At 63.1% G+C, this 25,911-nt stretch carries 23 protein-coding genes and 1 pseudogene; 13 read left to right on the top strand and 11 right to left on the bottom strand.

Annotation, left to right across the window (positions count from 1 at the left end; translation table 11 throughout):
* Nucleotides 1-646: 646 nt before the first annotated feature.
* From ACEN9K_RS10595 to ACEN9K_RS10570, 6 genes are read right to left on the bottom strand one after another with little or no spacing between them, the layout of a single operon-like run.
* The gene (locus tag ACEN9K_RS10595) at nucleotides 647-1,594 is read right to left on the bottom strand and encodes an aldo/keto reductase (protein ID WP_018770806.1); all 948 of its coding nucleotides are present in this window, start codon (nucleotides 1,592-1,594) and stop codon (nucleotides 647-649) included.
* A 23-nt stretch (nucleotides 1,595-1,617) separates the two neighbouring features.
* Nucleotides 1,618-2,397 carry an aldo/keto reductase gene (locus ACEN9K_RS10590; RefSeq protein ID WP_018770805.1) on the bottom strand — a complete coding sequence of 260 codons (780 nt, stop codon included), beginning with the start codon at nucleotides 2,395-2,397 and terminating at the stop codon, nucleotides 1,618-1,620.
* Nucleotides 2,394-3,614, bottom strand: coding sequence for an MFS transporter (locus ACEN9K_RS10585; RefSeq protein WP_018770804.1), 1,221 nt, complete (start codon nucleotides 3,612-3,614; stop codon nucleotides 2,394-2,396). Before ACEN9K_RS10585 ends, ACEN9K_RS10590 begins: the two co-directional genes overlap by 4 nt.
* Nucleotides 3,614-4,687: an SDR family oxidoreductase gene (locus ACEN9K_RS10580; protein ID WP_224084423.1), complete on the bottom strand. Its 1,074-nt coding sequence runs from the start codon at nucleotides 4,685-4,687 to the stop codon at nucleotides 3,614-3,616. Before ACEN9K_RS10580 ends, ACEN9K_RS10585 begins: the two co-directional genes overlap by 1 nt.
* A gap of 43 nt (nucleotides 4,688-4,730) precedes the next feature.
* Nucleotides 4,731-5,444, bottom strand: coding sequence for an SDR family oxidoreductase (locus ACEN9K_RS10575; RefSeq protein ID WP_018770802.1), 714 nt, complete (start codon nucleotides 5,442-5,444; stop codon nucleotides 4,731-4,733).
* Between the two features lie 43 nt (nucleotides 5,445-5,487).
* The gene (locus ACEN9K_RS10570; RefSeq protein ID WP_018770801.1) at nucleotides 5,488-6,123 is read right to left on the bottom strand and encodes a GntR family transcriptional regulator; all 636 of its coding nucleotides are present in this window, start codon (nucleotides 6,121-6,123) and stop codon (nucleotides 5,488-5,490) included.
* Nucleotides 6,124-6,270: 147 nt separating this feature from the next.
* On the opposite strand from ACEN9K_RS10570, the gene ACEN9K_RS10565 reads away from it, so the two are divergent.
* The 10 genes and pseudogenes from ACEN9K_RS10565 (at nucleotide 6,271) to ACEN9K_RS10520 (ending at nucleotide 14,340) form a co-directional block, all read left to right on the top strand.
* Nucleotides 6,271-6,693, top strand: coding sequence for a cupin domain-containing protein (locus ACEN9K_RS10565; protein WP_495634379.1), 423 nt, complete (start codon nucleotides 6,271-6,273; stop codon nucleotides 6,691-6,693).
* 81 nt (nucleotides 6,694-6,774) lie between these two features.
* The gene (locus ACEN9K_RS10560; RefSeq protein WP_018770800.1) at nucleotides 6,775-8,193 is read left to right on the top strand and encodes a DHA2 family efflux MFS transporter permease subunit; all 1,419 of its coding nucleotides are present in this window, start codon (nucleotides 6,775-6,777) and stop codon (nucleotides 8,191-8,193) included.
* Between the two features lie 12 nt (nucleotides 8,194-8,205).
* Nucleotides 8,206-8,847 (top strand): GntR family transcriptional regulator, encoded by a 642-nt coding sequence (locus tag ACEN9K_RS10555; RefSeq protein WP_018770799.1) that lies wholly within the window; start codon nucleotides 8,206-8,208, stop codon nucleotides 8,845-8,847.
* Nucleotides 8,848-8,980: 133 nt separating this feature from the next.
* Nucleotides 8,981-9,853, top strand: coding sequence for a fumarylacetoacetate hydrolase family protein (locus ACEN9K_RS10550; protein ID WP_018770798.1), 873 nt, complete (start codon nucleotides 8,981-8,983; stop codon nucleotides 9,851-9,853).
* Nucleotides 9,850-10,758, top strand: a complete 909-nt coding sequence (locus tag ACEN9K_RS10545) for an alpha/beta fold hydrolase (protein WP_018770797.1) — start codon at nucleotides 9,850-9,852, stop codon at nucleotides 10,756-10,758. The genes ACEN9K_RS10550 and ACEN9K_RS10545 overlap by 4 nt, the downstream gene beginning before the upstream one ends.
* 44 nt (nucleotides 10,759-10,802) lie before the next feature.
* Complete coding sequence (locus tag ACEN9K_RS10540) at nucleotides 10,803-12,080, top strand: metal-dependent hydrolase family protein (protein ID WP_018770796.1); 1,278 nt, start codon at nucleotides 10,803-10,805, stop codon at nucleotides 12,078-12,080.
* 185 nt (nucleotides 12,081-12,265) lie between these two features.
* Complete coding sequence (locus tag ACEN9K_RS10535) at nucleotides 12,266-12,754, top strand: DUF1097 domain-containing protein (protein ID WP_018770795.1); 489 nt, start codon at nucleotides 12,266-12,268, stop codon at nucleotides 12,752-12,754.
* Nucleotides 12,755-12,866: 112 nt separating this feature from the next.
* Entirely contained in the window at nucleotides 12,867-13,172 is a 306-nt protein-coding gene (locus ACEN9K_RS10530; protein ID WP_018770794.1) for a ribosome maturation factor RimM, read from the top strand.
* Nucleotides 13,173-13,187: 15 nt separating this feature from the next.
* Nucleotides 13,188-13,696: pseudogene (locus ACEN9K_RS10525) on the top strand (flavin reductase family protein).
* A gap of 455 nt (nucleotides 13,697-14,151) precedes the next feature.
* Complete coding sequence (locus ACEN9K_RS10520) at nucleotides 14,152-14,340, top strand: hypothetical protein (protein ID WP_018763842.1); 189 nt, start codon at nucleotides 14,152-14,154, stop codon at nucleotides 14,338-14,340.
* A 1,242-nt stretch (nucleotides 14,341-15,582) separates the two neighbouring features.
* Here the strand turns inward: ACEN9K_RS10520 and ACEN9K_RS10515 are convergent.
* Entirely contained in the window at nucleotides 15,583-16,308 is a 726-nt protein-coding gene (locus tag ACEN9K_RS10515; RefSeq protein WP_165838102.1) for an HIRAN domain-containing protein, read from the bottom strand.
* Nucleotides 16,309-16,817: 509 nt separating this feature from the next.
* On the opposite strand from ACEN9K_RS10515, the gene istA reads away from it, so the two are divergent.
* Together istA and istB are read left to right on the top strand one after the other, a co-directional pair.
* On the top strand, nucleotides 16,818-18,494 hold the full coding sequence (istA, locus tag ACEN9K_RS10510; RefSeq protein WP_495634378.1) for an IS21 family transposase: 1,677 nt from the start codon (nucleotides 16,818-16,820) through the stop codon (nucleotides 18,492-18,494).
* Entirely contained in the window at nucleotides 18,491-19,309 is an 819-nt protein-coding gene (gene istB, locus ACEN9K_RS10505; RefSeq protein ID WP_495634377.1) for an IS21-like element helper ATPase IstB, read from the top strand. The genes istA and istB overlap by 4 nt, the downstream gene beginning before the upstream one ends.
* 28 nt (nucleotides 19,310-19,337) lie before the next feature.
* Here istB and ACEN9K_RS10500 read toward each other — a convergent pair whose 3' ends face one another.
* A complete protein-coding gene (locus ACEN9K_RS10500) occupies nucleotides 19,338-19,793 on the bottom strand; it encodes an SRPBCC family protein (protein ID WP_495634376.1) in 456 nt (151 codons plus the stop codon).
* 660 nt (nucleotides 19,794-20,453) lie between these two features.
* On the opposite strand from ACEN9K_RS10500, the gene ACEN9K_RS10495 reads away from it, so the two are divergent.
* The gene (locus tag ACEN9K_RS10495) at nucleotides 20,454-21,488 is read left to right on the top strand and encodes a DUF4192 domain-containing protein (protein ID WP_134164230.1); all 1,035 of its coding nucleotides are present in this window, start codon (nucleotides 20,454-20,456) and stop codon (nucleotides 21,486-21,488) included.
* 1,120 nt (nucleotides 21,489-22,608) lie between these two features.
* On the opposite strand, the gene ACEN9K_RS10490 is transcribed toward ACEN9K_RS10495, so the two are convergent.
* From ACEN9K_RS10490 to uidA, 3 genes are all read right to left on the bottom strand, one after another.
* Nucleotides 22,609-22,872 (bottom strand): hypothetical protein, encoded by a 264-nt coding sequence (locus ACEN9K_RS10490; protein WP_134164231.1) that lies wholly within the window; start codon nucleotides 22,870-22,872, stop codon nucleotides 22,609-22,611.
* 127 nt (nucleotides 22,873-22,999) lie between these two features.
* Nucleotides 23,000-24,037: an SDR family NAD(P)-dependent oxidoreductase gene (locus tag ACEN9K_RS10485; protein WP_134164232.1), complete on the bottom strand. Its 1,038-nt coding sequence runs from the start codon at nucleotides 24,035-24,037 to the stop codon at nucleotides 23,000-23,002.
* Nucleotides 24,034-25,890: a beta-glucuronidase gene (uidA, locus tag ACEN9K_RS10480; RefSeq protein ID WP_134164233.1), complete on the bottom strand. Its 1,857-nt coding sequence runs from the start codon at nucleotides 25,888-25,890 to the stop codon at nucleotides 24,034-24,036. The genes ACEN9K_RS10485 and uidA overlap by 4 nt, the downstream gene beginning before the upstream one ends.
* Between the last annotated feature and the right edge of the window lie 21 nt (nucleotides 25,891-25,911).

Below are 25,911 nucleotides of genomic sequence, written 5' to 3'. Positions count from 1 at the left end.
ACTTGGTGCCTGGTGAATGCATGAAATAGGTAAACCATATGAATGCGCCGCAAAACACCTTTCTTTGTTCGGCAGGCTCTCTAAACGTCGATTAACCCAAGAGGCTCATGAGATCGGAGTGCGCCCCTGATGAGCTACACCTCAACCCAACGTTATAGCGCCTGATTAGGACTGATTCGCCTGCGGTGGAGTCCCAGGCTGCTTGCCAGACAGGTGCAGGACCGCCAGAGTTGGCATGGCGGGGCCAGCCCCCACTGGTTACAGTCAAACCCCACACTTCGGCTATTTCACTTATGGCTTGGCGGGTTCACCCCTCAGCTTCCTGCCCCTCGAACTGTCAGTGTGGGATCTCTGAGAACAGTTGAGCGGCTGTCAGTGAAGCGGATTTGCACGCAATTCTGACGCAAACGTTGGCTCATCGAACGACATCAGGAAACCTCGCAGGGTACCGGCACGCACCTTTCGGCTAATTGACGGAATCTGCATTATCAGCCTTTGAAAACAGACAAGGGAGTGCTCGGTAGGGCTACTTCCGGCCGATATCGTGACGGTTTCTGCTCAAGCTCTCCCAGTCCAAACTGCCCCGCCCTGCGTCTAGCCGCCGGGCGGGGCCACGACCAGGCCGCGAAACGCTCCCTTTTGTTTATCAGGCCGGAATGAGGGAGGACATCTCGTCGAGGCGTTGGATTTCCAGTTCCGTGAGGGTCAGGGAGGCTGCTGCCATGAGGTCGGGCAACTGTTCCGCGGTGCGGGCGCTGGCGATTGGGGCGGCGATATTGGGTCGGGTGAGGAGCCATGCGAGAGCTGCTGTCGCAATAGTGGTGCCTCTCTCCTGTGCGATGTCGTCGAGGACGGAGATGACCCGCAAGCCTTCGGTACTGAAGTAACTGCCTGCCATCCGTTCTCGGGGTGTGCCTACGAGGTCTTCACGGGTCCGGTATTTGCCGGTGAGGAATCCGCTAGCGAGGGACCAGTAGGGGATGACCCCGAGCCCGTTGGCAGCAGCCAGTGAAGCGAGTTCGCCCTCGAAGCCGGTTCTGTGTACCAGGTTGTAGTGCGGCTGCAGGGCCACGGGACGGTCATAGCCGTTTTCGTCAGCGATCCTGATCCACTCCCTGATCCGGTCCGCGCTGTAGTTTGAGAGGCCGACGTGACGGATTTTTCCGGCAATAACGAGATCATCGAAGGCTCCGACGGTCTCCTCCAGAGGAGTGGTCTCGTCATCGAAGTGCGCATAGTAGAGGTCGATGTAGTCGCTGCCTAGCCGTCGCAGGGATGCTTCGGAGGCTGCCACGATGTTCTTCCGGGACAGGCCTGGAAAACCGGGGTGCTGGCTGACTTTCGTTCCGATGATGACCTGAGACCTGTTGGAGCGCCGTGCCATCCAGTCTCCGATGATCGTCTCGGATTCCCCTCCGGTGTTGCCCTCGGCCCAGGCCGAGTAGCTGTCTGCTGTGTCGACGAAGTTTCCGCCCTGCTCAGTGAAGGCGTCCAGGACAGCGCGGGACTCTGTTTCATTGGAGGTCCACCCGAAGGTGTTTCCGCCCAGGGCGATCGGAAAGATGGTCAGGTCGGAATGACCAACGGTAGGCATGAGATGTCCTTGAGGTGTCGGGGTCAGTCGGAGAGCGCGTCGATGGCTTCCATCTCGGCCGTGTTTAGGGTGAAGCCGTTCAAGTCGAGGTTCTGGACGATGCGTGCGGGATTGGTTGAACGCGGGATTGTCACGATCCGCTTTTGGAGCATCCAGAGAAGGACGATCTGGGCGACGCTGACGTCATGGTCTTCGGCCAGATGAAGCAGTGTCTTGTTTTGCAGGACGGGACCGCCCTGACCCAGCGGTGACCAGGCTGTCGTGACGATGCCGCGTGCGGTATTTTCCGCAACCAGGCTCTTGCGCTGCCGTAGAGGGTTTAGTTCGATCTGGTTTACCGCAGGGGTGACGTCCGAGTGCTGGGCCAGGAGGTCAAGATCGGCGGCTTCGAAGTTTGAAACACCGATGGAGCGGACGGTTCCGCGTTCCAGGAGCTTTTCCATGGCCCGCCAGGTTTCGGCGACCAGTCGGGAGTCGGGCTGGGGCCAGTGGATGAGATAGAGGTCGATGACGTCGGCATCGAGCAGGCGGCGTGAGGTGTCGAACGCTTTCAGGGTTTGAGCGTAGCCCATGTCGGCGCGCCATACCTTGGTGGTGAGGAAGACGTCTTCGGGGGTTAGCCCTGCGTCGCGGATGCCCTGACCTACGGCCTGTTCGTTCGCGTAGAAGGTTGCGGTGTCAAAGGCGCGGTATCCGGCGCGCGCGGCGGCGGCAATATCGGCGCGGGCGGTCTGCCAGCATCCGTATCCGACCGGTGGGATGCTCGCTCCGGTATTCAGCTGGATGCTTCCTGCGGTGGTCATGCTGTGATCCTTTTCTTGCCAGGGTTTGGTGTGGTGCGTTTCTGGTGCGTTGCGGACGCGAACCAGATAACGAGGGCTATGAGAACGAAGGCGCCAGCCTGCACGCCGACGAGGGGCATCCCTCCGGCGCTGAAGGCGACCGTGCCCGTAAAGGCTCCGGCTGAGCCGCCCAGGAACACTGCGAACATGAAGACCGTGTTGGCCTGGGCTGATTGGAACGGGTTCGCCGCCAGGGTCCGGGCCTGGTTAGCGGAGAGGATTGTCTGGTTGGCCCAGGTGATGACGAACATGCTCGCACCAAACAGGACGGCCGACGAGGGATCTATGATCACCGACAGCACGCCCAGGAGCAGGACCAGCAAGAACACGAGACCGACCGGAAGGGGCCCGAAACGGTCAACGAAGCGACCGCTGAATGGGGTAGCGATTCCGGCGGCAAGTCCGACGGCCCCGAAAAGGCCGGCCGAGAGGACGCTCCAGCCGAAGCCAGGTCCGGTGAGGTGCAGCACCGTGACCGTCCACAGGGAGTTGAAGGTGGCGAACACGAAGAACTGCATCAGCGCAGACTGGATCAGTTCAGGGCTCCGCCGGCTCAGCTGAAGGGTCGAGGCCAGCAGGTGCCGGTAATTGCCGCCGGCGGAGTGCAGCTCGAGCTCTGTGGCCAGGGCAGTGCGCAGGAACGGCAGCACGGCCAGGACCAGGGCGGCGAAAGACAAGACGACCCACCGCCATCCGATGGTCTGGACGAGCAGGCTTGCGATGATCCGGCCGCCAAAAATTCCGATCAGCAGGGCGCCGGCCACTGTTGCCAAGGCAGCGCCCTCCTTCCCTTTGGGGGCTAACCGGCTCGCGGCCGGGATGAGGATCTGGGCAATGTTTGCCACCAGGCCCACTGCCAGGAATCCCAATGTGACTCCCACAATCTCGGGCAGCACCGCCGTTACCGCAAGGGCCGCGGCAAGGAGAACCGCCTGAATCGTGACCTGCCGCCGGGGCTGAACGCGGTCAGCGAGGGGAACCAGCAGGAATATGCCGATGGCGTAACCGGCCTGAACGCTGGTCGCGATGACACCGGCCGCTGCCGGGGCCACGCCAAAACGAGCCGCCAGCACCGTCAGCATGGCCTGTGGCAGGTAAATAACGCTGACCGCTGTAGCTGCGGCGACCGCGAGAACGATCAGTCTGGCGGCCCAGGACCATTCCCGCGCATTTCCCATCAGGGCACGTACCTTTCTGATGACTGGCTGCTTAGCACAACGGGCGGAATGATCCGATCGGCCTCAAGTTCACGGAAGAGTTCCAGGAACCGGTCTTCGCTGTCGAGGCAGTCGGTGAAGCCGGCCTGCCGGGCCTTAATGGTGGAGGAGACGTTGTCGAACCCGGACCGCAGCAGGAAGTCGCCGAATTCCCATCCGACCAGGTCTTCATACGGAGTCGGGACCAACGAGTGCCGGGCCACCAGCCGCTCCCAGACGTTTTTGAGCTGAGGCATCGCCTCAGCCAGGGGCACCGGCTGGGGTTCGGCGTAATCCATGCAGAGGTGACGGGCGAAGGCCGGCCACAGCTGGCGCCAACGGAACTGGTCACCGTTGGTGATGTTGAAGACTTCGCCGGCGGCCTGTGGATCCGAGCCCGCCCATACTGTGGCCCGGGCAAGCAGCCCTGCATCGGTGACCTGATAGAGGGCGTCAAAGGCGGCAATCGTGCCGGGAAATCGTAGCGGCTGGCCCAGTTCACGACAGATGCTGGCGTAGACGGCGATTACCATCAGCAGGTTCATTGGGTTGCCGACAGCGTAGCCGACTACCCCTTCGGGACGCAGGATGGTCAGGTCAAAGCCGCGCTCCGCTGCGGTTTGACGCAGCAGGTCCTCCTGGTCGTAGTAAAAGTTCGGCTGCACGAGGCGCGGGTCCCGCTCCTTGGCCGGTGTGTTGAAGTAACCCAGATGCGCCCCGTAGGGCTTTCCGCCCTGATACAGGGTGACGTGACGCAGTGGGGCACCGGCGCTGTAAAGGCCATCAAGGGTATTGCGCAGCAATCCGACGTTGGTCTCTGAAAGTTCCCGGGACGTCGGGCGCTCGGCGTAAGCGCCGAAGACCAGATGCGTTGTGTCTTCGGCCTCAGCCAGACCTGAAGCGGAGGCTGCGGGATCGCTGAGATCTACCGACAAGTGGTCCCAGCCGGCGCCCTGGACGGGGCGCCGGCTGATGCCGCGAACCTGCCAGCCCTGACGTGCATACTCATCGGCGGCATGCCGTCCGATCACTCCCCCGGCCCCGGCAACAAGCACGCTGCCCTTCCGGCGGGGCTGGTCCGGATCCCTGAGGTGCTGCTCAGACAAGGCGGGCTCCGCCGTCAACGTGGTGGATTGTTCCGGTCGTGAAGCCGTTATCGATCAGGTGCAGGACTGTAGAGGCGAGATCCTCAGGACGTCCGATGCGGCCGGTCGGCAAGGATATGGCCTGCTGTTCAAAAGCTGCTGCCTTTTGGTCGTCGGGGAGGTGGGACCAGCCCTCGGTGTCGGTCATGCCCGGGCTGACGGCGTTAACCCGCACGGGAGCTAGTTCGACGGCGAGAGAGCGGGTGAGGCCTTCGACGGCGGCATTCACTGCTGTCACGGCGACCGTGCCGGGCGCGGGGCGGTCGGCGGCGACGCCGGAGAAGAAAGTGATGCTGCCGGTGTCCGGCAGCAACGGCCCGAAGACCTGGACGGCGCGGTAGTAACCCCAGAATTTTGCTTCGAAGACGTTCCGGGCGTCGTCGATGGCAAGTTCCCGGAAGGGGGCATAGTCCAGGGCGGCGGCGGAGAGGACCATGTGGTCGATGGGGCCTGTTGCCGCAGCGGCTGCCCGGATGCTGTCCATGTCAGTGAGGTCAATCTCGAGGCCGACGGCGCCGCCGCCAATGTCCCGGGCCGTGGCCTGCGCGCGGGATTGCGTGCGGCCGGCAACGATTACCGCGTCACCGCGTGATGCCAGCAGTTTCGCGGTGTCGCGACCTATGCCGGAGGTTCCGCCGATGATCAGTACTGTCTGCGAGGTGCTCATGCTGATGTCCTATGGGTTCGGGCCGCGAAGGCAAATTGGTCAGTTACGGGGTGGTGCACAGGGCGCCGGTGGAACCCGGATCCCTGGTGACGTATGACCAGGCATGGTTTTTCAATAGGCGGGCCGCCGCGGCGGCTTGACCCGCTTCGAGGGCTGCCATGATTGCGGCGTGTTCTTCCACCGAGTTGGGGAAGCCCACCTGGTCGTGGGCGGCGCCTACGAGGGTGAGCATTTCGATTCCCAGGGCGTTCCAGGCCCGGGTGAGTGCATCGTTGCCGGCGCTTTCAACGATGTGGCGATGGAAGCGTGTGCTGTGGAAGCACAGCCCGATGAGATCGCCGTTTTCCTGTGCGGCCCGCATTCCATCCAGCGCGCTGGCCAAGTCCGTTGTCTTGCCCTTCAGATGACGTGCAGCGGAATGTCCGGCGATTTCCTCGAGGGCGGCCCGGACGGGGTGGGCCTGTCGCAGGTCCTCGCTGTCCAGTTCCCGAACGCGGCAGCCCTTGTTGGGTTCGGACTCTACAAAGCCCATGCCCGCAAGGTCCCGCAGCGCCTCCCGCGCAGGTGTCTGGCTGGTGCCCAGGCTCCGGGCTATCTCCAGTTCTGTCAGGCGCTGGCCCGGGACATAGGTCCCGTCCACGATCCTGGCCGCGATGTGGTCGCGGACGCGGACGCGCAAGGGCGTGGCAACCAGGGGGGCCGCCGGAAGAGGAGTCCGGATCCTTCACGGTGGACTCCCCCGCTGTCACTGTCATTTGTTGCTTACTTCCCTTAGATAAGCCTTACCAACCTAGATACTACATTATCGATAATGGATAATTGATTTGTGACTAAAGAAGAGATCGATCCCACGCTCACCGACCATGGTCCCGCGCCTTATGTCCTGGACATCGAGAGTGCTACGGAGGCCAACGATGACTACCGAAGGACAATCTGGACGGGCGGCCGGCTACAGCTCACCGTCATGGCCATTGCCCCGGCGGACGACATCGGACTGGAAGTGCACCAGGACGTGGACCAGTTCCTGCGGGTGGAGAGCGGACAGGGCAAGGTCCAGATGGGTCCGGCAGCCGGGAACCTGATCAATGAATGGGACGCTCGGGACGGCGATGCGATCTTTGTTCCGGCCGGAACCTGGCACAACGTCACAGCCGTCGGCGCTGTCCCCCTTAGCTCTACTCGATCTATTCACCACCGGAACACCCGCACGGCACTGTGCAGACCACAAAATCCGATCCCGAATAACTGACCACACATCGAAACGGTCGGACGCCTGCGGCGGATCAACGTCCGACAATGCGGATCCCGATCCGAAAGGAACGCCGAGCTCATGTCTGAAAGAAGCATTTCCCGGCTGACGGCCGTGGCCGTGACCCTGGCTGTCGTCATGGACCTGCTGGATACCACCGTGGTCAATATCGCGGTGCCTACCCTTCAGGAGGAGTTTGACGCCGGCCCCGGGCCGGTCCAGTGGGTGATCACCTCCTATCTTTTGGCGATCGCGGTGTCACTGCCGATGAGTGGCTGGATCAGCCGCCGTATGGGCCAGGGCCGGGCATTCCTGATCGCGCTGGGAATCTTCGGGATGGCCTCGGCCCTCACTGCCTTGGCATGGTCCCTGCCGGTCCTCATCGCGTTCCGGGCTCTACAGGGTCTGGGCGGAGGTTTGATCCTCCCGATCGGCATGGCCATGCTTTTCGCCGCGTTCCCCTCCGACCAGCGGGCGAAGGCCTCCGCGCTCATTTCGGTGCCGGCGGCCCTCGCCCCGGTCCTGGGCCCGCTGATCGGTGGGTGGTTTGTGCAGGACATCGGCTGGCGGTGCGTCTTCTGGCTTAACGTGCCCATCGCCCTCGCCGCCATTCTGACCGGCCTGCGTTTGCCGGCGCAGCGGCCGGCCACCCCCGGTGCCCGGTTCGACGGCGTTGGCCTTGTACTTGTCTCGGCCGGCCTTGTGCTTTTGGTGCTGGGTCTTACCGAAGCCGAGAACGGATACCCCGCCGCTCTGCCCCTGATCGCCATCGCCACCGCAGTGCTGCTCCTGGCCGGATTCGCCGTGCGGCAGCTCCGCCGCGAAGATCCCCTGCTCAATGTCCGGCTGCTCGTCAAGCGGGAGATCTGGAGCAGCAACCTCGCCTTCCTCCTGACCGCCCTGTCCTATGGGGCGCTACTGTTCCTGCTCCCGCTGTATCTCCAGGGCCACAGCGGGATGTCCCCGCTGGACAGCGGATTCATGACAGCCCTGCATGCCGTCGGCATCCTGCTGGCCACCCCGGTCACCACGCGCCTTACCCGGCGCACGGGCCCGCGTGCGCCGCTGGCTGCAGGGTTGGGTCTCATGGCAGCGGGAGCGGGTGCCCTGTCACTGGCGGGCCAGGCAACGCCGGGGTGGCTGACGGCAGCCGCGATTCTGGTTGCGGGTGCGGGTTTCGGCACAACCATCGTCCCGCTGCAGACGGCTACCGTCACCGGACTGCACGGTCCGGAGCTGGCCGACGGTTCGACAATCGTGAATATGGCCCGGCAGATCGGCATGGCGGTCGGCGTAGCCGCCGCCGCTGCTGCCCTCAATGCCTTGAACGGCACCAACGGCCCCGGTTCCGGATATGCTGGCGCCTTTCTCCTCGCCGCGGCCCTGGCAGCGCTGGCCATTGTCCCCAGCCTGGCCTTCAGGGACCCCAAGCCCGCACCGCGAGATCCAGAACATGCCCCGAAACGGCCTGAACGGACGGGCGCCACGAGAGCATCATGAAAGACTGGGGAAATGGCGGTATCAGCAGCATTTGAGAACGAGAGCCTCTCGGAAAAGGTCAAGCGCACCATCGTGGACAGGGTCGTTGACGGCACCTACCCTCCCGGTATGCGCCTCGTGGAGCTCCAGCTCGCCAAAGAATTCGGCGTCAGCCAAGCGCCGGTCCGCGAGGCCCTGCGGGAGCTGTCCTCCACGCGGCTGGTCGAAAACATCCCCCGCCGCGGAACCTTCGTCCGGTCCGCCTCCCAGGATGACCTCGCCGAAGTCTACTTCGTCCGCCTCGCGCTGGAGGGAACCGCCGCCGCCGCCGCATATCCGGCACTGCATGCCGACCCGACCCCGCTGCGGGAGGCCCTGGCCGGCATGCGTGAGGCCGCGGCGACGAACGATGCCCACGGCATCGCCAAGTACAGTACCGACTTCCACCGGGCTGTTGTGGTTGCGACCGGGAACCGGCTGATGCTGGAGATCTGGGATTCCCTGTATGTCGAGGCCCGCACCATGGCCACCGTCGTGCGCGGCCACGTCGACCTGCACACAGCGGCCGAAGCCCACGTCCCGATCCTGGAAGCCTTCGAGAGCGGCACACCGGACCTCTGCACCAAGCTCGTCATCGAACACCAGCACGAGTACTCCATCCTCCCCCAGGAATAGGCCCCTTCCTCCTCCCCCGGAAGGGCCCGCACCCCACCCAATAAAAAATTATCGATAATCGTTTGTGATGCCAGTCACGATCGTGTAGAGTCGACCCATCAATTATCGATAATCGATTCGAAGGGGAATCACTTTGAAACTCGTTACTTTCCGCCACAACGGCACCCAGCGGACCGGCGTCCTCAACGAGGACGCCTCTACGGTGACTGCAGTACCGGGCGGGCAGGACCTGCTTTCGCTCATCGACAGTTGGGACAGCGCCGCGGCCCAGCTCGCCGCCGTGACCGGCGAAGCAATCCCCGCGACCGAGATTGAGCTGCTGGCCCCGATCCCGCTCCCCCGCCGCAACATCTTCTGCGTGGGCCGCAACTACGTCGAACACGCCAAAGAGTTCGCCAACTCCGGCTATGACGCCACCGCCAGCGCCACCGCGCAACCGGAATACCCGGTGGTGTTCACCAAAGCACCTTCTACCGTCATTGGCACCAACGCCGACGTTGACCCGCACACCGGCGTCACCTCCGAACTGGACTACGAAGCCGAGCTCGGTGTCATTATCGGCGCGGGCGGCCGGGGCATCAGCAAGGCGGATGCGCTGGACCACGTCTGGGGTTACACGATCATCAACGACGTTACCGCCCGTGACCTGCAGAAAGACCACAAGCAGTGGTTCCTGGGCAAGAGCCTCGACACCCACTGCCCCATGGGCCCCTGGGCCGTAACCCGCGATGAAGTCGGCGACGGTCCCCTGGACCTGCTCTGCACCGTCAACGGTGAAACCCGCCAGAAGGCCACGACAGCAGACCTGATCTTCGACATCCCCACCATCATCGAAACGATCAGCGCCGGCATCACGCTCCAGCCTGGGGACATCATCGCGACCGGCACCCCGGTCGGCGTCGGCATCGGCTTCACTCCGCCGCGGTTCCTGACCAGCGGAGACGTCGTGGAGATCACCATCAGCAAGCTCGGCACGCTGCGGAACCGGATCGGAGAAGGCCGATGAGCACCGCGACCATCCCCGCAGGACTGACAGCAGTCGGAACGAAACACCTGTTCGTCGAAACCACAGGCACCGGCGATGATGTTGTCCTGGTCCACGGATTGGGCGGCACCACCAGCTTCTACGAACCCCTCGTCGCCTCACTGGCCGAACGGTTCCGCGTCACCCGCTACGACTTTGCCGGGCACGGACGCTCGCCCCGCGAAGACGAACTGAGCCTGGGATCCCTGACCGCTGAACTGGCCCTGGTCATCGAAACCCAGACCACCTCAGGCCGCGCCCACCTCGTCGCCCACTCGATGGGAACCCTCATCGCCCAGCAGCTGGCCTCAACCCGCCCTGACCTGGTCCGGGAAATAGTCCTGCTCGGCCCGGTCCGGGAACAGGCCCAGGCGGCCAAGGACGCCACCCGGGCACGCGCGGCCCTCGTCCGCGAAAAGGGCATGGCCGCGGTCGCTGACACCGTCGCCAACGCCGCCACCGCCGACCACGCAGCACTGGCGAACCCGCTGGTGCGCCCCTTCGTCCGCGAACTGCTCCTGGGCCAGGACCCGAAAGCCTACGCCCAGGCCTGCGAAGCCCTCGCGGCCGCCACCAACCCGGACCTGGCCAGGATCCAGTCCAAAGTCCTGCTGCTCACCGGCAGCGAAGACAAAGTCAGCACCCCGGCCGCCAACGAGGCCATCGCCGCGGAGCTGGGCCAGGCCGAACTCCTGGTCGCCCCGGGCACCGGCCACTGGACCGTCCCCGAGGCGCCGGACTTCGTCACCGCCGCGGTCCTGGACTTCCTCACCGACTCCACGCTCAAACCGGAGACGAAGAAGACGTGCGCCTGCAGCAGCCCCAGCCCCGGCTGCCAGTCGCGCCGACAGCAGACCATCACCATGCAGATCCGCAAAGCCCCCTAACAACCGCACCACCGTCTCCATCTCAAGATAAGGACAACGAAGTCATGTCGAAAACCCTCTTCACCAACGTCAACATCCTCGACAGCACCGGCGCCCAGCCCTTCCTCGGCGAAGTGCTCGTCATCGATGAGCGCATCACCGACGTCCGTCCCGGCACGGGCAACCTGCCCCGCGAAGGCGCCCGGGTCATCGACGGCCGCGGCCAGACCCTGATGTCGGGCCTGTGCGACGCACACACCCACTTCACCTGGAACGATGGGGACCTCAACAGCCTCGAAACCATGAACGTCGAGGAACACCTGCTGCACACCGTCGAGTCAGCCAAGTACTACATCGACTACGGGTACACCATGTGCTTCGGCGCGGCCAGCGCCAAGAAGCGGCTCGATGTCGTCGTACGCGACGCCATCAACGCCGGCCGGATCCCAGGCCCCCGCTACCTGGCCAACGGCCAGGAAATCGCGACCACCGCAGGGGACCTCGTGCCCGGCATCACCCAGATCGCCGACGGCGTGGAGGAAATGCGCAAAGTGGTTCGTGAAACCATCGGACTGGGCGTGGACCAGATCAAACTCAGCATCTCCGGTGAGGAAATCACCGGCACCAAGGCAGCCACCGACACCTACATCACCGAAGAAGAACTCCAGGTCGCCGTCGACGAGGCGCACCGCCGGCACGTGCGCGTCTGCACCCACGCCCGCAGCCGCGACTCTGTGCTCATTTCCCTGAAAACCGGCGTCGACATGATCTACCACGCCTCCTACATTGATGACGAAGGCATGGACCTCCTCGAGGCCGCCAAGGACCGCGTCTTCGTCGCCCCTGCCATCAACTGGCTGGTCGCAACGCTCCAAGACGCCGAAGCGTTCGGCTACTCCCACGAGGCGGCCGAACAGGCCGGCTACGCCCGCGAACTCGACATCGCCGTCAAGGCAATGCAGGAGATGCGCCGCCGCGGCATCCGCGTGCTGCCCGGCGGAGACTACGGCTTCGCCTGGACGCCCCGCGGAACGTACGCCCGGGACCTGGACCACTTCGTGAAGCTCTTCGGCTACACCGAAATGGAAGCCATCATCGCTGCCACCGCCCTCGGCGGGGAACTCTTCGAAAAGCCCAACGAACTCGGCAAGGTCCTGCCCGGCTTCTACGCCGACATGATCCTCGTCGACGGCAACCCGCTCGAAGACATCACCATCCTGCAGGACATCAACAAGATCACCGCAGTGATGAAGAACGGCGAGTTTCACCGCGCACCGGTGGAACCCACGCCTGCGACTCCCGACAACGCGGACCCCGCCGACCTCGCCCTGACCCACCTCTAAAACACTCCCCACGTAGTACGGCCCCGGCGTCCTTGCCGGGGCCGTACCGCCAGATTCACCCGCACCCGAAAGAGCTAACACCCGCTCCGCGTTCTGCGCACTTCAGCGAAGCCTGCACATTCACACTCCCTCAGCTTTCCTTTTCAAAAAGACAATGACGCCATTTTGACCCTAAGGAACTACCCATGAAGCCCCTCGTCATCATCGGAATCACCGCCGGCATCCTCGCCGGGCTCTGGACCCAATTCAGCACACCCTTGGGCCTTATAACCTGGGTCGGATTCCTCTCCTGGGCATGCTTCTTCGCAGCCGGCGGAAAACGCGCCGCACTCCTCAAAACGATCCCTGCCAACCTCTCCGGAGTCCTCTGGGGCGCCATCATCGTCTGGGGAGCGGCGAACCTCCCCATCCCCGGCGCGCTCGGCATCTCCGTCGCCGTCGCAGCGTTCGCCATGTGCGTCCAGGCCCGCTGGAGCCTCCTGGGCTTCATCCCCGGAGCGTTTGCCGGATGCGCCGCCTACTTTGGCGCCACCTTCGACGTGGCCGGCACCTGTCTGGCCTTAATCGTCGGCGCCTGCCTTGGGTGGCTCTCCGAATACACCGCGGGGCTCCTCACCACGGCTAAAAAGGACCAGGCATCCGTCCCGGTCGCGGACACGCAACCCGTCGCCTGAACCACAGCAAGCCTGCTCGACCCGCCAACCCCTCTCAGGTGCCACCGGCCAGCTCCCCGGCGGTCGGTGGCACCTGACCCCACCCCTGCCCGCCGCCACCTGAGGAACCGTGATGAACGCACCAACAGCCCATGCTGCGGCCGGGTCCTTCCCGATCGAACGCAGAACCTTCACCCCCCACCCGCCACAGTCCTACCGGCTCGATGACTGGTTCCATCTCCCGACAACAGCAACAGTGGAAATCCGCCGAAACGGCACATACGTCAGAACCGCGCGCATCGAAGATGCCACCCCCGACTCCCGAATGCTGTGGCTCGCACCCGAAGGCGTCGACTCACGCATCCTCATCGACAAACTCGACGGATACGAAGTGTGGATTGACGCCGAGCAGCTCTACTACATCCAGCAACACCGGTAACCGAAGGAGGCAGCCATGACTATCGTTACCGAACGGCCCGGCACTCTCGATCCCACCCACGTGCGGGACACCATGTCCATGGTGCCCACCAGCGTCGCCGTCGTCGCCGGACAGTCTGAACTCACCGGTGACCGTGCCGCAATGATCGTCGGATCGTTCGTCTTTATCTCCCTGGACCCGTGCGTGGTCGGCTTCTTCATCGGCCACGAGTCTTCCAGCTGGCCACAACTCAACAAGGCCACCGTGCTGGGCATCAGCGCTCTTGCATCAACACAGGCGCAGTTCTGCCGCAAGCTGGGTAAAAGGACGCGGACCGCTTCGATGACAGCTTCTGGATCCAAGGAGCATACGGTGCCCCACTGGTCGCAGGCGCAGTCGCGGCCTTGGAATGCCAAATCGAGAACGTCACGCCCATCGGGGACCACGCCTTTGTCCTGGCCAGGGTCCTGGGCCTCAACACCGGGAACGCCAAAGATCCCTTGGTCTTCCAAAACCATGAATTCGCGGGACTCCTCCCCCGCTAAGGCCCTTTGCGTCCGCGCGCAGCAGCTTGAAATGCATTCACCTCGCACTAGGCCAGGGCACCGGACGCCGCCGGAGGGAAAGGCAGGGGCACGATGGTCCACACGATGGAAGCCGGCCTGAATGCCTGTGCCATCAGCATCGCCGGAAACGTCAACTAAATGCCAACGACGGATCAACTAAAATGGGACGCTCCCGCGTGTGGAGCACACCCCACCCTCACAACGTCTCCTGGGTCGTCGGATGTCAGCGAAGCCGGAAGGCTTCGACCATCCGGGCGACGTGAAGGGTCAGGTATGTCACTTCGTATTCGGTCAGTTACCCGACAATCCAGGCCGAGCTGTTCCCGGCCTCTGTCCGGGTCTCCGGAATCGGCTTCGCACACCAGATCGTCATCGCCGTCTTTGGCGGCACCGCACCACTGATCGCCGCCGCGTTCGTCGGCGCCGGACAGCCCATGTTCGTCGCGGTATACATGATCGCCATCGTCGCCCTCTGCCTCGTCGTTTACTTCACACTCCCCGAGACCGGCAGCCGGGGCGGACGTGCCACCGTCGCTCCGGCAGACCCCGAAGTGCTGAAGGGCGAGCACCTGCTCGCCGAGACTCCCCACAGCGGGATCCAGGCGCATAATTCCAAGCCGTAGACCTCCATCTCCTCCACAAGTCTGGACGTGAGGAAGGCCCTCGACCGACTCCGGTCGAGGGCTTTCCCCTTCCCCGCTAGGGCCGGCTCCAAGATGGAGTTAGACCCTAAGTTGACGTAAGGCCGCACGTCAGGCAGGGCTTGAATGAGGTGTGGTCGTTCATTTCCCACGTTGTCTTGGAAAAGCTCTTAGATCGAACCCTGCCACTTCTGTCTTAGCGCAACGTTGACCCCGCCGGGTCCCGATCACTGCAAACTGCAACGCGGAGTCTCTCGAGCCGGGACGACCGTAGGCCCAATCCCCGGCGCTTGGTCCAAGCACTCGGTGTGTCAGAAGGCCGAGCCCGTTCCTGGGCGTCGTAGTGGCCCGCTCCCCCACAATTTTGTGCGACCTGCAGCCAAGCCTGCTTCGCCTTTATCCTTCTGTTCTTCACTGGGCCGTTCCCCGCCGCAGTCAGGGCGGCACCTGGGGCCCTTGATCCGACATGCCCTTCCGTGCTCCTAGCCAGCAGGGACTCTCATAAAGCAGACGTAAGTGTGGACACTGTCCACACCCAATTTGGCAGGACAAATCGAGCGCATACGGCTCCGGCGGCGGTTGCAAGGAGCCCTTCAAGAAAATTGCCGTACCAACGGCGGCTACGTCATGTTGTACCCGCCACCTCGGACCATGAATAGGTGTTGGGCAACCACGCCCACCACACAGAACCGAAACGAGGAAGCATCTAACCGCACCACAGCAGGCGGAAGGCCCACCAGCTAGGGACTTGAACCCGCCACCCCACACACCTGAACAGGCCCCGCGGCGGCCAGGCACCAGCCCGCGACCCACCCGCCAGAGCGACGCGAAACAAGCTTTGTCAAGACGTCAAAGCAAAAAAGCCCCTGACGAGGGAAAACACTGTGCCCGAGGTGGGACTCGAACTACATTCCAGGCCCTGCAAACACGGGGAACCCGCGAAAACATGCGGAATCCGTGCCCGTTCGGAGACAGTACGGGCTAATCCGAGGCCAGGAGTGTGCACATTGTCCACACTCCTGGCTCGGGATTTCTTTGCTTGGTTTCCCTTACTTTGCGTAGGCGGCCGGGACCTCGTAGTTCGCGGCCAGCGGAGGGAGCTTCGGGACCGGGTGCGGACCGCTGGAAAGCCAATCGTTGCTGATTTCGGTGGCTTTAGCGGCGTGGAGGACGAGCTGTGCCGCGAGGGCAGAACCGGTGATTTTGGCGTAGGCTACGGCGGTCTCACCGACTGCCTCGGTGTGTTCGAGGAGCGGGAGCAGGTGTGCTGAAGTGACGTTGCTGAGTTTCCCAACCCGTTTGCCGTCGAGTTCGTACCTCGACCAGCGGGCGCTGTGTGCCGTTTTTCAACGTGTTGATCGCTTTGTGCAGGCTGACCAGCAGGAGGCCTCGACGGTCGGTTGGGACGTGGCTGGACAGCATGTCGAAGTGGTTCTCTTCCTTCAGGACCTGAATTCCTGATCCCCACGGCAAGAGCGTGCTCACGCCTGTGGGGGCCGCGTTGAGTGGAGTGATCAGTTCCGGTTCTGGCAGCGCAATGGTGACGCGTGCACGAAGCTGGGCGCCGTCGTCGTATCCCCAAATGCGAGCGGTAGTTGCAGCGAGCAGTCCGCTGGCGATGCTTCTCCTGATTGGTTGTTTATAGCGAAGCGCGTCCTCACGACTGAGATAACCAAGCACCCGGCCTCTCCACCGAACACTGATGGCATTAGCATCGTGCGGGTTGTCCGGCTCAGCAACCAACTCCACCTCAACACCTTCAACTTCACCGTCGGACCCGCGAATGGATATGGCTCCGTTGGCGAGGAGCGCGGTCTTGATTGCCTTAGCGTAGGCGTGCTCACCAACGACCTCCACGTTCGACCACGCAGCGCGACCAAGGGAAACAGGATACGAGCGCTTAGGGGAGGAAGAAGGCTGATTGACCGCTGCAATTGGTTCCAGTGGCACCGCGTACGACGAATCCTGATGAGGCGAAGCGGCATTGTCGGGCTGACTTTCGTGCTGCGAAAGCGCCGTCGTGACCGCCAGGCGTGGGAGGACGCCACCTATTCAGCCACTACTGAAGAATCTCTCAGGGTCCCTGGTGGCGGTATCGAAAACTTGGCTGATGACGCCGCGTCCGCCCGCGTTCAGCCTCGCCGGGCTTTCGCCGACGAAGGTAAGGAGGTTTGCTGCCTCTCGAATAGGAGACCCCAATCTTGGGGATCCTCACCGTAGTTATTGTGCGACGCATTGCCGACTTCGTGACCCGGAAGGGGCCGCCCCCCAACGCTTGCGCTCAATCCGCGCTTCGATGCGGTGATCCGCACCGGCCTGATTATGGCAGTTTGATTCAGGACCGGTGTGACGGCTTGAACCAGGACCACCCACGACTCGCCGGTTGCTTGTGACGGTTTGAGTCAGGACCACCCCCAGTGTTGTTTTCATCTGATGAAAGCGAGCATTGGGAGGTCCGGATGAGGGTGCGTATGGAGCTGTTCGCCAAGATCCGCAGAGACGCCCGCGTTGAGGGCCTGTCGATCCGTGGGCTGGCAAAGCGGTATCAAATCGGCAGGGACACAGTCCGGCAGGCATTGTCGGATCCTCTCCCGCCGGCGCGGAAGACGCCAATGAGGTCATCGCCCCGGCTGGACCCTTTCAAGACGGCGATCGATGCCATGCTGACCGAGGACACCACCGCGCCGAGGAAGCAGCGCCATACCGCCCGCAGGATCCTGGCCCGGCTCATTGAGGAGCACGGAGCGGCCGATCTGTCGTATTCGACGGTGCGAGACTACGTGCGGGTCCGCCGGGCGCGGATAGATGTCGAGGCCGGCCGCCGGGTGGAAGTGTTTGTCCCGCAGGAACACGCCCCGGGCGCGGAGGCAGAGGTGGACTTCGGGGAACTCTGGGTCGTCCTGAATGGGGTGAAGACCAAGTGCCACATGTTCGTCTTTCGGCTCTCGAACTCCGGCAAGGCCATCCACCGGATCTACCCGACGCAGGCCCAGGAAGCATTCCTGGAAGGCCACATCGAGGCGTTCAACGAGATCGGTGGCGTGCCGGTCCGGCATATCCGCTATGACAACCTCACCAGCGCGGTCACCGCGGTGGTGTTCGGGCAGGGCCGGCAGCGCCAGGAGAACGACCGGTGGGTTCTGTTCCGCTCCCACTACGGCTTCGACCCCTTCTACTGCCAGCCCGGCATCGCCGGGGCTCACGAAAAGGGCGGCGTCGAAGGAGAAGTCGGCTGGTTCCGCCGCAACCGGCTCTCCCCGATGCCTGTTACTGCATCCCTGGATGAGCTCAACAACCGAATCCGGGAATGGGAAGCGCAGGACGATGCCCGGCGGATCAATGACAGGATCCGCACCATCGGCCAGGACCTCGCCGCCGAGCGGCCGTTCCTGGCGTCGCTGCCGGGAGAGATTTTCGACCCGGGGCTCGTCCTGACGCCGCGCGTGGACAGGTCTTCGATGATCACGGTGAGGATGGTGAAATACTCCGTCCCGGCCCGGTTCATCGGCAGGAAAGTCCGGGTGTCCCTGCGGGCGTCCGAGGTCGTGGTGTTCGACGGCCGTGCCGTGGCCGCCAGGCATCCGCGAATCGTTGCCAAAGGTGGGCAATCGGTCCAGCTGGATCACTACCTCGAGGTGCTTAAGACCAAACCGGGCGCGCTGCCCGGTTCGACCGCGCTGGCCAGGGCACGCGAGTCCGGGGCGTTCACCAACGCCCATGAAGCGTTCTGGGCCGCTGCCCGCAGGGTCAACGGCGATGCCGACGGCACCCGTGAACTCATCGACGTGCTGCTGCTCCACCGTTCCATGGACGCCCGCGACGTCCAGGCAGGGATCGCGGCGGCGCTGGGAGTGGGTGCTGTCAGTGCCGATGTCGTCGCAGTCGAAGCCCGCAGACACGCAACGGTTGCTTCCGGGGGTGGGTCCGGTTCGGACCGTCATCCCGGTGCTCACGATGAAGTCAATGTGCAACGGGTTGTCAGTCTCACCCAGCGCCGACTCATGGACCCGGCCGCCGTCATCGCAGGGCTCCCGCCGGACACACGGCCCATGCCATCGGTCAGCACCTACGACGAGCTGCTGGCCAAACGCACCGAACATCCCGCAGGAATAGCGTCGAAGGAGAACATCTCATGAGTCCCACCGCATCGGCCGTCACCATTACCCCGACCCTGCGCCGGCGGCGCGGACTGACCGAGCAAGCCGCGGTCGCGGCCGTGGACCAGGCCTGCCGCCGGCTCCGCCTGCCCACGGTCCGGGCAGTCCTGGACGAGGCCCTGACCGTCGCCGGCAAAGAACAACTCAGCTATCAGGGGTTCCTGGCCGAGCTGCTGCTGGCCGAGTGCGATGACCGGGACCGGCGCTCCTCCATCCGCCGCGTCAAAGCCGCCAACTTCCCCCGGGACAAATGGCTCGGGGATTTCGACTTCGATGCGAACCCGAGCATCAACCCCGCCACCATCCACACCCTCGCGACCGGGGACTGGATCCGCAAAGGTGCACCACTTTGCCTCATCGGGGACTCCGGGACGGGAAAATCCCATCTGCTCATCGGCCTTGGAACGGCCGCGGCAGAGAAGGGCTACCGGGTCAAATACACCCTGGCGACCAGGCTCGTGAACGAACTCGTCGAAGCCGCCGACGAAAAGATGCTGGCCAAAACAATCGCCCGCTACGGCCGCGTCGACCTGCTCTGCATCGACGAACTCGGCTATATGGAACTGGACCGCCGCGGCGCCGAACTCCTCTTCCAGGTCCTCACCGAACGCGAAGAGAAGAACTCCATCGCCATCGCAAGCAACGAATCATTCTCCGGCTGGACCAAAACCTTCACCGACCCTAGGCTGTGCGCCGCGATCGTGGACAGGCTTACGTTCAATGGAGCCATCATCGAAACCGGGACAGACTCCTACCGTCTGGCACACACCATGGCCCAACAAACCGGAGGCTAGCCGGGTGCCCCTGGACTACTGATACGAACTATCCGCGAGTGGGATCCTCGGTAAGGTGCCGATTCCGCGACTCGATTAGCTTTTGAAGGTAGCGGGCCAGCACCAGCCTCTCCACCAGACGCCCTAGGGGGCCGAACGGTGCCGCGAACTCGATCCGATCAATCATCGTGGTGCCCGCCGCGTCCTGACTGAACTCATGGACGTGCCGGAACCGCCGAAACGGACCTTTGACCTGCTCATCCACAAAATAGTTCGGCGACTCCATCTCGGTGATCCGGCTCGTCATGTGAAGCGGAACGCCGAAGTGCCAAGCTCGCCACGTGACTTCCTCACCCAAAGAGATGAGCCCGGACGTGACGCCGGCAACCGCCTCTTCACGAGACTGCGCCATCGAGTCCTTGTGGGCGTCGATACTCCGGGCACGATCAAACAGTTCCGATTGGGGCGTGCTCGACCGTGTCGTGCACTCAAAGTAAACGGCCATTGTCAGAGTATGGCAGTTCGTTCATGGTCTGCTTGAACCTCGGAGGCCCCAGCCTGCTGCGCCCGTCGCCTCCCGAGGTGGCAAGGTCCAGCACTCAGGCCAGCTGGGTAGTGGACGGTCCTGGATCAGGCCGCCTCAGTGGTCCTGAAACAAGTTGACATACTCACCGGCCCAAAACTCTTTGACTTGTGGTAACGAAACCCCAAAGCCGTACCCCCGATAAATCTGGCATACGAAAGCCAGTTCTCCTCATACGAGAGATTCTATGCATCAGCAATCCGTCCAGGACCAAACGGCCACCAAGCGAAATCTCCACGCCGCTGCAAAAAAGCCTGAGCGCCCTCAACAACCGCCGAAGTCATGCGGTCCCATTCTTCAAAACCCATGGAAAAGAACAAACTCATCGCTGCTTGTCATTCTGATATGTCCCATGGTCGCTGGGCGGGCCCTCCGCGCAACCAGGGCGCTACACGCCGACCCCGGAACCGAAAACTTCCCAGACCGGAGTCGGATGGCGCCGGGACGAAGTTTTCAGCCCCGGCGCCGGTCCCCCAAGTTGCACTCCGTCCCCTCAGCCCAGCGGATGGTCCCCTACCAGAACGACGATCACGACCAACAACCGCAGACAAAACAGAAATCAAGGGTGAAGGAAACGGGATCATGGAAAAGCTCACGATCAAAACACCATCGGATGTCCTCAGCTTCATCGGGCACACCCTGGGCTTCTGGCCCCAGGAAAGCCTGGTGTGCATCACGATGAACGACAACAGCATCGGTGCCACTCTCCGTATCGACCTCCCCCACCAACCGGGCCAGGAGCTCAACTACGCACGAACGGTCGCCCACTACCTCACCAGTGACACCACTGCAACATCGATCCTCTTCGCGGTCTACACCAGCGAAACCACCCAGCCCGGGGAGGCCAGGCCGCAGGCCGGAACGATCGCCGCCCTCACCGGGGTCCTCGCCGAGCAGGGAATCACCATCCGGGACGGCCTCCTCATCGGCGACGAAACCTTCTCCCCCTACGACGGGGAACCAGGCACCAGCCTCGCCCTGCCCGTCAATTCCACCCAGACCAGCGCCATCAACGCGGAATTCATCTACCGCGGCAGCTATGTCCAACCCACCGACCGCATCACCCTTCCAGCCACCGGCCCGACAGCAGCGAAAGCCGCCGCGGTTGAAAGCCACATGGACTCCATCAAGTCTCAACCGGCCGAAACGGCCCTCCTTCACGGAAGGGAACTCTGGGGCAACATGCTCGGCTCGACAGACTTCCCCAGCGACGACGACTGCCACGCCCTCGTCGCGAACCTGCAATTCCCCGCCATCCGAGACAGGCTCATAGCCGACATCCCTGGGATGGACGAACCCATGCAGCACATCCTGTTCGCCCAAACCACACAGGCCCCGAAGTGGTCGCGCATCGAATGGGCACAACATCTCCTCCTGCACGCGTACACCCGGACCTCCCCCGAACACGCAGCACCGGTCCTCACTGCGATTGGCTACATCAACTGGTGGGAAGGCAAGGGCAGCAAAGCACACCAATTCCTCCAACTCGCCCTCGATACCGACCCCGCCTACCGCCTCGCCCGCCTCAGCGACCAAATGGTCGGCTCCGGCATCGTCGCAGGCTGGAACATGGACAAGAGCACGGCTTACAAAGCACTACCGTTCGACATGCCCTAATTCATGTCCCCGTAAGACGAAGGCAGTGTACTTCCTGTTAACTAGTGACAGTGAATCTTCCCTCCCGGCGGCTTCGCCAGCGAGCCACGGCTCCGACATCCCGCTACCGAGCAGATGTGGTTGACGGAATCTCCATTATCGGTTCTGGGAAATGGCCGAGGCAGGGAGCCCTGGAAGGGGCTCCAGGAGTACTCTTCGCTGCTGTCCGGTTCGGCCCATTCCCGGGCCGCGACGAGGTGTCCCTCAGCGGGCAGGCCCTGCTTTTTTGCAGCCGGGAATCTGCTGTAGGTGCGGCCGACGACCGTTTTGTCTGAGTTTGACCGGCCAAGGCTGCAGCGGAAGCTGCGGGAACTCTTGCTTCCTGCAGATCGGATGCCGACCGTTATGGCCATGCCTATGGACTAGTTTGTCGTATCGCAGAATGCACGCTGTGGCAGTGAAGAATTCAAGCCGCCATGATCTCTATCGGGCCGCTGCCTGGTGGGAAGCTTTACTGTTCCTGCAAGTAGTAAGTAACCGCACTTTGCGGGTGGGGCGTCCAGCAGTGAGGCATCGCACTCCAGACCCACCTACACGGCGGTGGCGTCGGCGCCATCTGCACGCCAGCTCCCCCGGCCCGTGCCAGGTCGAGGTCAAGCGGCTTCACGTAGACAGCCGAGGGATTAAAGGTGGGTGTGCGAGTCCAGTGCGACGCGAAGTGGTCAACATTCCTAGGGACTCAGTTACTGCGGGTACCGATTCCGGAACCTTTTCGGCTGGGGAGCAAATGAATGGAACCGCTCAGAGTTGGCGGTGGCAAGGGTGTTGTGGGTCTCGAGCCACCAGGTCTTATCCACCTTGTCTGGGATCCCGATGTTCGTTTCCGAGCTGTCAGCGCGCTCCGAAGCTCCCATTGCTTGCTGGACACCCACATCAACAACTTGCTAGACAGCCCCTTTTAACCCGGTCTCTAATCCCATCAGCTTTGTGTACACCCCAAACTGACAAACCCGAGTGTTAGGTCGGACCTTCCTCTGAGAAGACCTTAGAACACTGTCGGAAAGGACGAGGGTCGGAGGCTGTGGTCAACCGCTGCCGGCTCGGCCTGAGGCGATGTTGGTCGCCGAGGAAAGGTCATCATTTAGGCTCTGGTATGAAGGACCTTGACGTGCCTTGTAGGTGTCTTCTCGACGAGGCGTCGGTGCTGTGGGCCTTCCATCGTCAGCCAGAGGACGTGCCCGTTTGTTGTCACGTCCTCCACGTGGCCTTTGTCGAGGATCTTTCCCTGTTCGTAGATCTCAATGTTCTGGCCAACGAGCAGCGTCCAATCGTCTTCAGGTTGCCGCATGGTGAAGTCACCCGTCGTGGGAGCGTGCTGGGAATGACTGCGGGAGGTGGTGTCCATGAGGATTCCTGGTAGTCGATGCCGTGCGGAGCCAGCGGGTGTTCCCGACCTGCGGGGACTCTGTGGTGCAGCGGGAAGGCGCCGGCAGCCATGCGGGCACCTCCCCGGAGCCTTCCGGAACTGGCTCTTATTGCACGGACCAGGCACCGTCTGAGGGCAGGACAGCGCCGGAGATGTTCGTTCCGTCATCACTAAGCAAGAAGGTTATCGATGCGGCTAACTGGGATGCCTCTGCCACGGGAGGAATCATCTGCATGAACGGGCCGAGACGTTTCGCGCCGAGTTCTGAGCGGAAGGTGGCTTCGATTCTCGTCGCGACCGGACCCGGGGCTACTGCATTGACCCTGATACCTTGCGGGGCGTACATGAAGGCGGTACTGCGCGTCATGCCGAGAACGGCATGTTTGGAGGCGGTGTAGGCCACTCCGGCGGAGTTGCCGCGCAGGGCGGCCTCGGACGCAACGTTGACAATTGATCCCCGTTCCGCGGCGATCATCGCGGGGATCACGGCCCGGGTCAGGCGGAACATCCCATCGACGTTGACCGCGAACACTCTGGTCCAGACGTCGTCGGACACTTCATGCAGCGGCGTCATGTCGTCCATAATCCCTGCGACGTTTGCGAGGGCGTCAATCCGTGCTCCGGCTGCGTTGATGATCCTGGCAATGTCCTGATCCTGGGTGATGTCCGCCTGCACCGGGACGATGTCCGCCTCGGGGTGGGCACTGGCCAGCTCGTCGAGCCGGTCAGCGGCGATGTCTACAGCGACGACCCTCCCCCCTTCCCGCGCGATCCTGGAAGCGGTGGCGCGTCCGATGCCCGAGGCGGCCCCGGTGACGATCACGGTCTTGCCGGAGAACCGCCCGTCCGAGATCCGTTCAGCCCACTGCCCTGCCTGCGCAGTGGCGTCGTCGTCTTCCGTGTCGTTCTCTGGGAGTACTCCCGCGTTGACTTCGCGCACCAAGTGATCCAGGTCTGCTTGCGGAAACTGGGCCCCGCCCAGTTCGACCAGCTTTTGGAGGGCGAAGTGTTCGATGGGTTTGAGGGCTGTTTCGTCCTGCCCTGCAGCCGCGAGCATTCCCCTCAGCAGCGGGCCGCCCGCCGGATGGTCAAGCCATTCCCGGATGGAACGGGAACCGGTGAGTGCTTGTGTGGTTTCGGTCATTTTGCTCCTTCCAGAGCGTGTACGGAGGAAGTTGTTGTCTTTTCGTTGTCGGGTGCTGCTGTTTGGTTGGCTGAGGGTTTGGTGCCGGCGAGTCCGGTCCAGCGGGAGCGGAGGGTGTGGGCTGCGGCTTTCGGCTTGCGGTCCCTGGTGAAGATGCCTTTTCTGTTGCCGTCCACACGGTGGATGCCGTTGGAGGTTTGGAAGTCGGCGAAATTCCAGACGTGTTCTCCGATGAAGGCCTCGATCCTGTCAAAGACGCGGTGGTTCATGGTGAGGTAGGACTGCTGGTATTCCTCGCTCCAGGGCAGGTCCCACACCGAGTGCTGCCCTGGCATGGTGTCCGCCCCGTACTCGCTCATCATGACGGGTTTGCCGAACGCCTCCACCCAGCCGCGCAGATCGGCTTCGAGGTACTGCTCGGCCGTTGCAAGGTCACCGGTGAATACGTACCAGCCGTAGTAGCGGTTGATGCTGAGGACGTCGAAGAGGTCGGCGATCTTGTCGTTCTGGAAGGTGGCGAACATAACCGCCGCGTAGGTCAGCGGACGGGTGGGATCCAGTTCCCGCGCGAGCTTCACAAGAGGTTCGAAGAATTCCCGGGCTCCTTCCTCGTTGGAGGCCGGCTCGTTGGCGATGCTCCACATCACCACGCTGGGGTGGTTCTTGTCCCGGGCGATCACTTCACGAAGGTGCTGCGCGTGCGCGGCCTGGGTCTCATGGTTGAAAGTTTCGGGAGAGAAGGTCGGCTTGGGGCCTATCCCGGTGAGTCCGCCCTGGACTCCCAGGTTCAGGCCGACGGCAGCCGTCTCGTCGACGACAACGATGCCGTGGCGGTCCGCGAATTCCAGAACCTCCTCGGCGTAGGGGTAGTGCGAGGTTCTGAACGAGTTCGCGCCCACCCAGTCCAGGAGCTGGAAGTCGTGTACCAGGTAGGCGTTGTCGTGACCCTTGCCACGGACTGCCGTGTCCTCGTGTTTGCCGAACCCGGTGAAGTAAAACGGTTTGCCGTTGATGAGGAATTCGGTCCCAGTGACCTCGAGGGTCCTGACGCCAAACGGTTCGGTGTAACTGTCAATCACCTCGTTGCCCTCGACGAGCTCGACCACAAGGTCGTAGAGGTAGGCGGCGCCCGGCTGCCAGAGATTGACGCTGTCGATGGCGAGAGTTCCGCTGCTTCCGTGCGCCGTGGCGACTTCATGTCCTGCGGCGTCGATGGCGCGGACACGGACGCCGGTTTCGTGGCTGGCCGTTACGGAATAATCGACGATACCGGTCTGGCCGATGACACCGGTGACGATGGTGATGTCGCTGATGTGGCGTCGTGGTTTGCTGTAGAGCCACACCGACCTTGCCAGGCCGGCGTAGTTGTAGAAGTCATGCAGGTAGGTTTGCTGGCGCCGCCCGTCCCGGGTGGCGGTGATGCTGCCCGGGGGAATGGTCTCGCTGGTCAGCTCGTTGTTCACCCCGACCGTGAGACGAAATTCCCCGCCGGGGGTGACGTGGTCGGTGATGTCGGCCTCGAAGGGCGTGTAGCCACCGACGTGCCGGGCGACCAGAACGTCGTCGACGTAGACTTTTCCTTCGTGGGTGGCTGCGTCCAGGCGGAGAAGCACGCGCTCCCCTGCCCAACCCCGCGGCACACGGACTGTTCGCTGGTACCACACCCATCCCACGTGGTCGCGGATCTTCTGATCGGTGAAGAGGTCGTTGTAACTGGCCGGCACGGGGGCCTCAAGCTGGGTTTCCAGGGTCCCGGTCCAGGGCTCGCGGACATCTGCGTCGGCGACGGCGAAACGCCAGAGCCCGTCGAGGTTTACAAGTTCTCGGGTGGTGGTGGGGCGGGGTTTTAGCACTGGGTGTCCTCCTGGTGATTA

Source organism: Pseudarthrobacter sp. Pseusp20 (genome assembly GCF_059492155.1).
The sequence above is the reverse complement of the archived record's forward strand: the minus strand, read 5'-3'. Positions and strand labels throughout refer to the sequence as shown.

Excerpts from the sequence above, each read along its gene's own strand:
- ACEN9K_RS10595 (WP_018770806.1), bottom strand. The coding sequence starts at position 1,594 with ATGCCTACCGTTGGTCATTCCGACCTGACCATCTTTCCGATCGCCCTG.
- ACEN9K_RS10590 (WP_018770805.1), bottom strand. The coding sequence starts at position 2,397 with ATGACCACCGCAGGAAGCATCCAGCTGAATACCGGAGCGAGCATCCCA.
- ACEN9K_RS10585 (WP_018770804.1), bottom strand. The coding sequence starts at position 3,614 with ATGGGAAATGCGCGGGAATGGTCCTGGGCCGCCAGACTGATCGTTCTC.
- ACEN9K_RS10575 (WP_018770802.1), bottom strand. The coding sequence starts at position 5,444 with ATGAGCACCTCGCAGACAGTACTGATCATCGGCGGAACCTCCGGCATA.
- ACEN9K_RS10560 (WP_018770800.1), top strand. The coding sequence starts at position 6,775 with ATGTCTGAAAGAAGCATTTCCCGGCTGACGGCCGTGGCCGTGACCCTG.
- ACEN9K_RS10555 (WP_018770799.1), top strand. The coding sequence starts at position 8,206 with ATGGCGGTATCAGCAGCATTTGAGAACGAGAGCCTCTCGGAAAAGGTC.
- ACEN9K_RS10545 (WP_018770797.1), top strand. The coding sequence starts at position 9,850 with ATGAGCACCGCGACCATCCCCGCAGGACTGACAGCAGTCGGAACGAAA.
- ACEN9K_RS10540 (WP_018770796.1), top strand. The coding sequence starts at position 10,803 with ATGTCGAAAACCCTCTTCACCAACGTCAACATCCTCGACAGCACCGGC.
- ACEN9K_RS10535 (WP_018770795.1), top strand. The coding sequence starts at position 12,266 with ATGAAGCCCCTCGTCATCATCGGAATCACCGCCGGCATCCTCGCCGGG.
- ACEN9K_RS10530 (WP_018770794.1), top strand. The coding sequence starts at position 12,867 with ATGAACGCACCAACAGCCCATGCTGCGGCCGGGTCCTTCCCGATCGAA.
- ACEN9K_RS10520 (WP_018763842.1), top strand. The coding sequence starts at position 14,152 with ATGTTCGTCGCGGTATACATGATCGCCATCGTCGCCCTCTGCCTCGTC.
- istA (WP_495634378.1), top strand. The coding sequence starts at position 16,818 with ATGAGGGTGCGTATGGAGCTGTTCGCCAAGATCCGCAGAGACGCCCGC.
- istB (WP_495634377.1), top strand. The coding sequence starts at position 18,491 with ATGAGTCCCACCGCATCGGCCGTCACCATTACCCCGACCCTGCGCCGG.
- ACEN9K_RS10500 (WP_495634376.1), bottom strand. The coding sequence starts at position 19,793 with ATGGCCGTTTACTTTGAGTGCACGACACGGTCGAGCACGCCCCAATCG.
- ACEN9K_RS10495 (WP_134164230.1), top strand. The coding sequence starts at position 20,454 with ATGGAAAAGCTCACGATCAAAACACCATCGGATGTCCTCAGCTTCATC.
- ACEN9K_RS10490 (WP_134164231.1), bottom strand. The coding sequence starts at position 22,872 with ATGGACACCACCTCCCGCAGTCATTCCCAGCACGCTCCCACGACGGGT.
- ACEN9K_RS10485 (WP_134164232.1), bottom strand. The coding sequence starts at position 24,037 with ATGACCGAAACCACACAAGCACTCACCGGTTCCCGTTCCATCCGGGAA.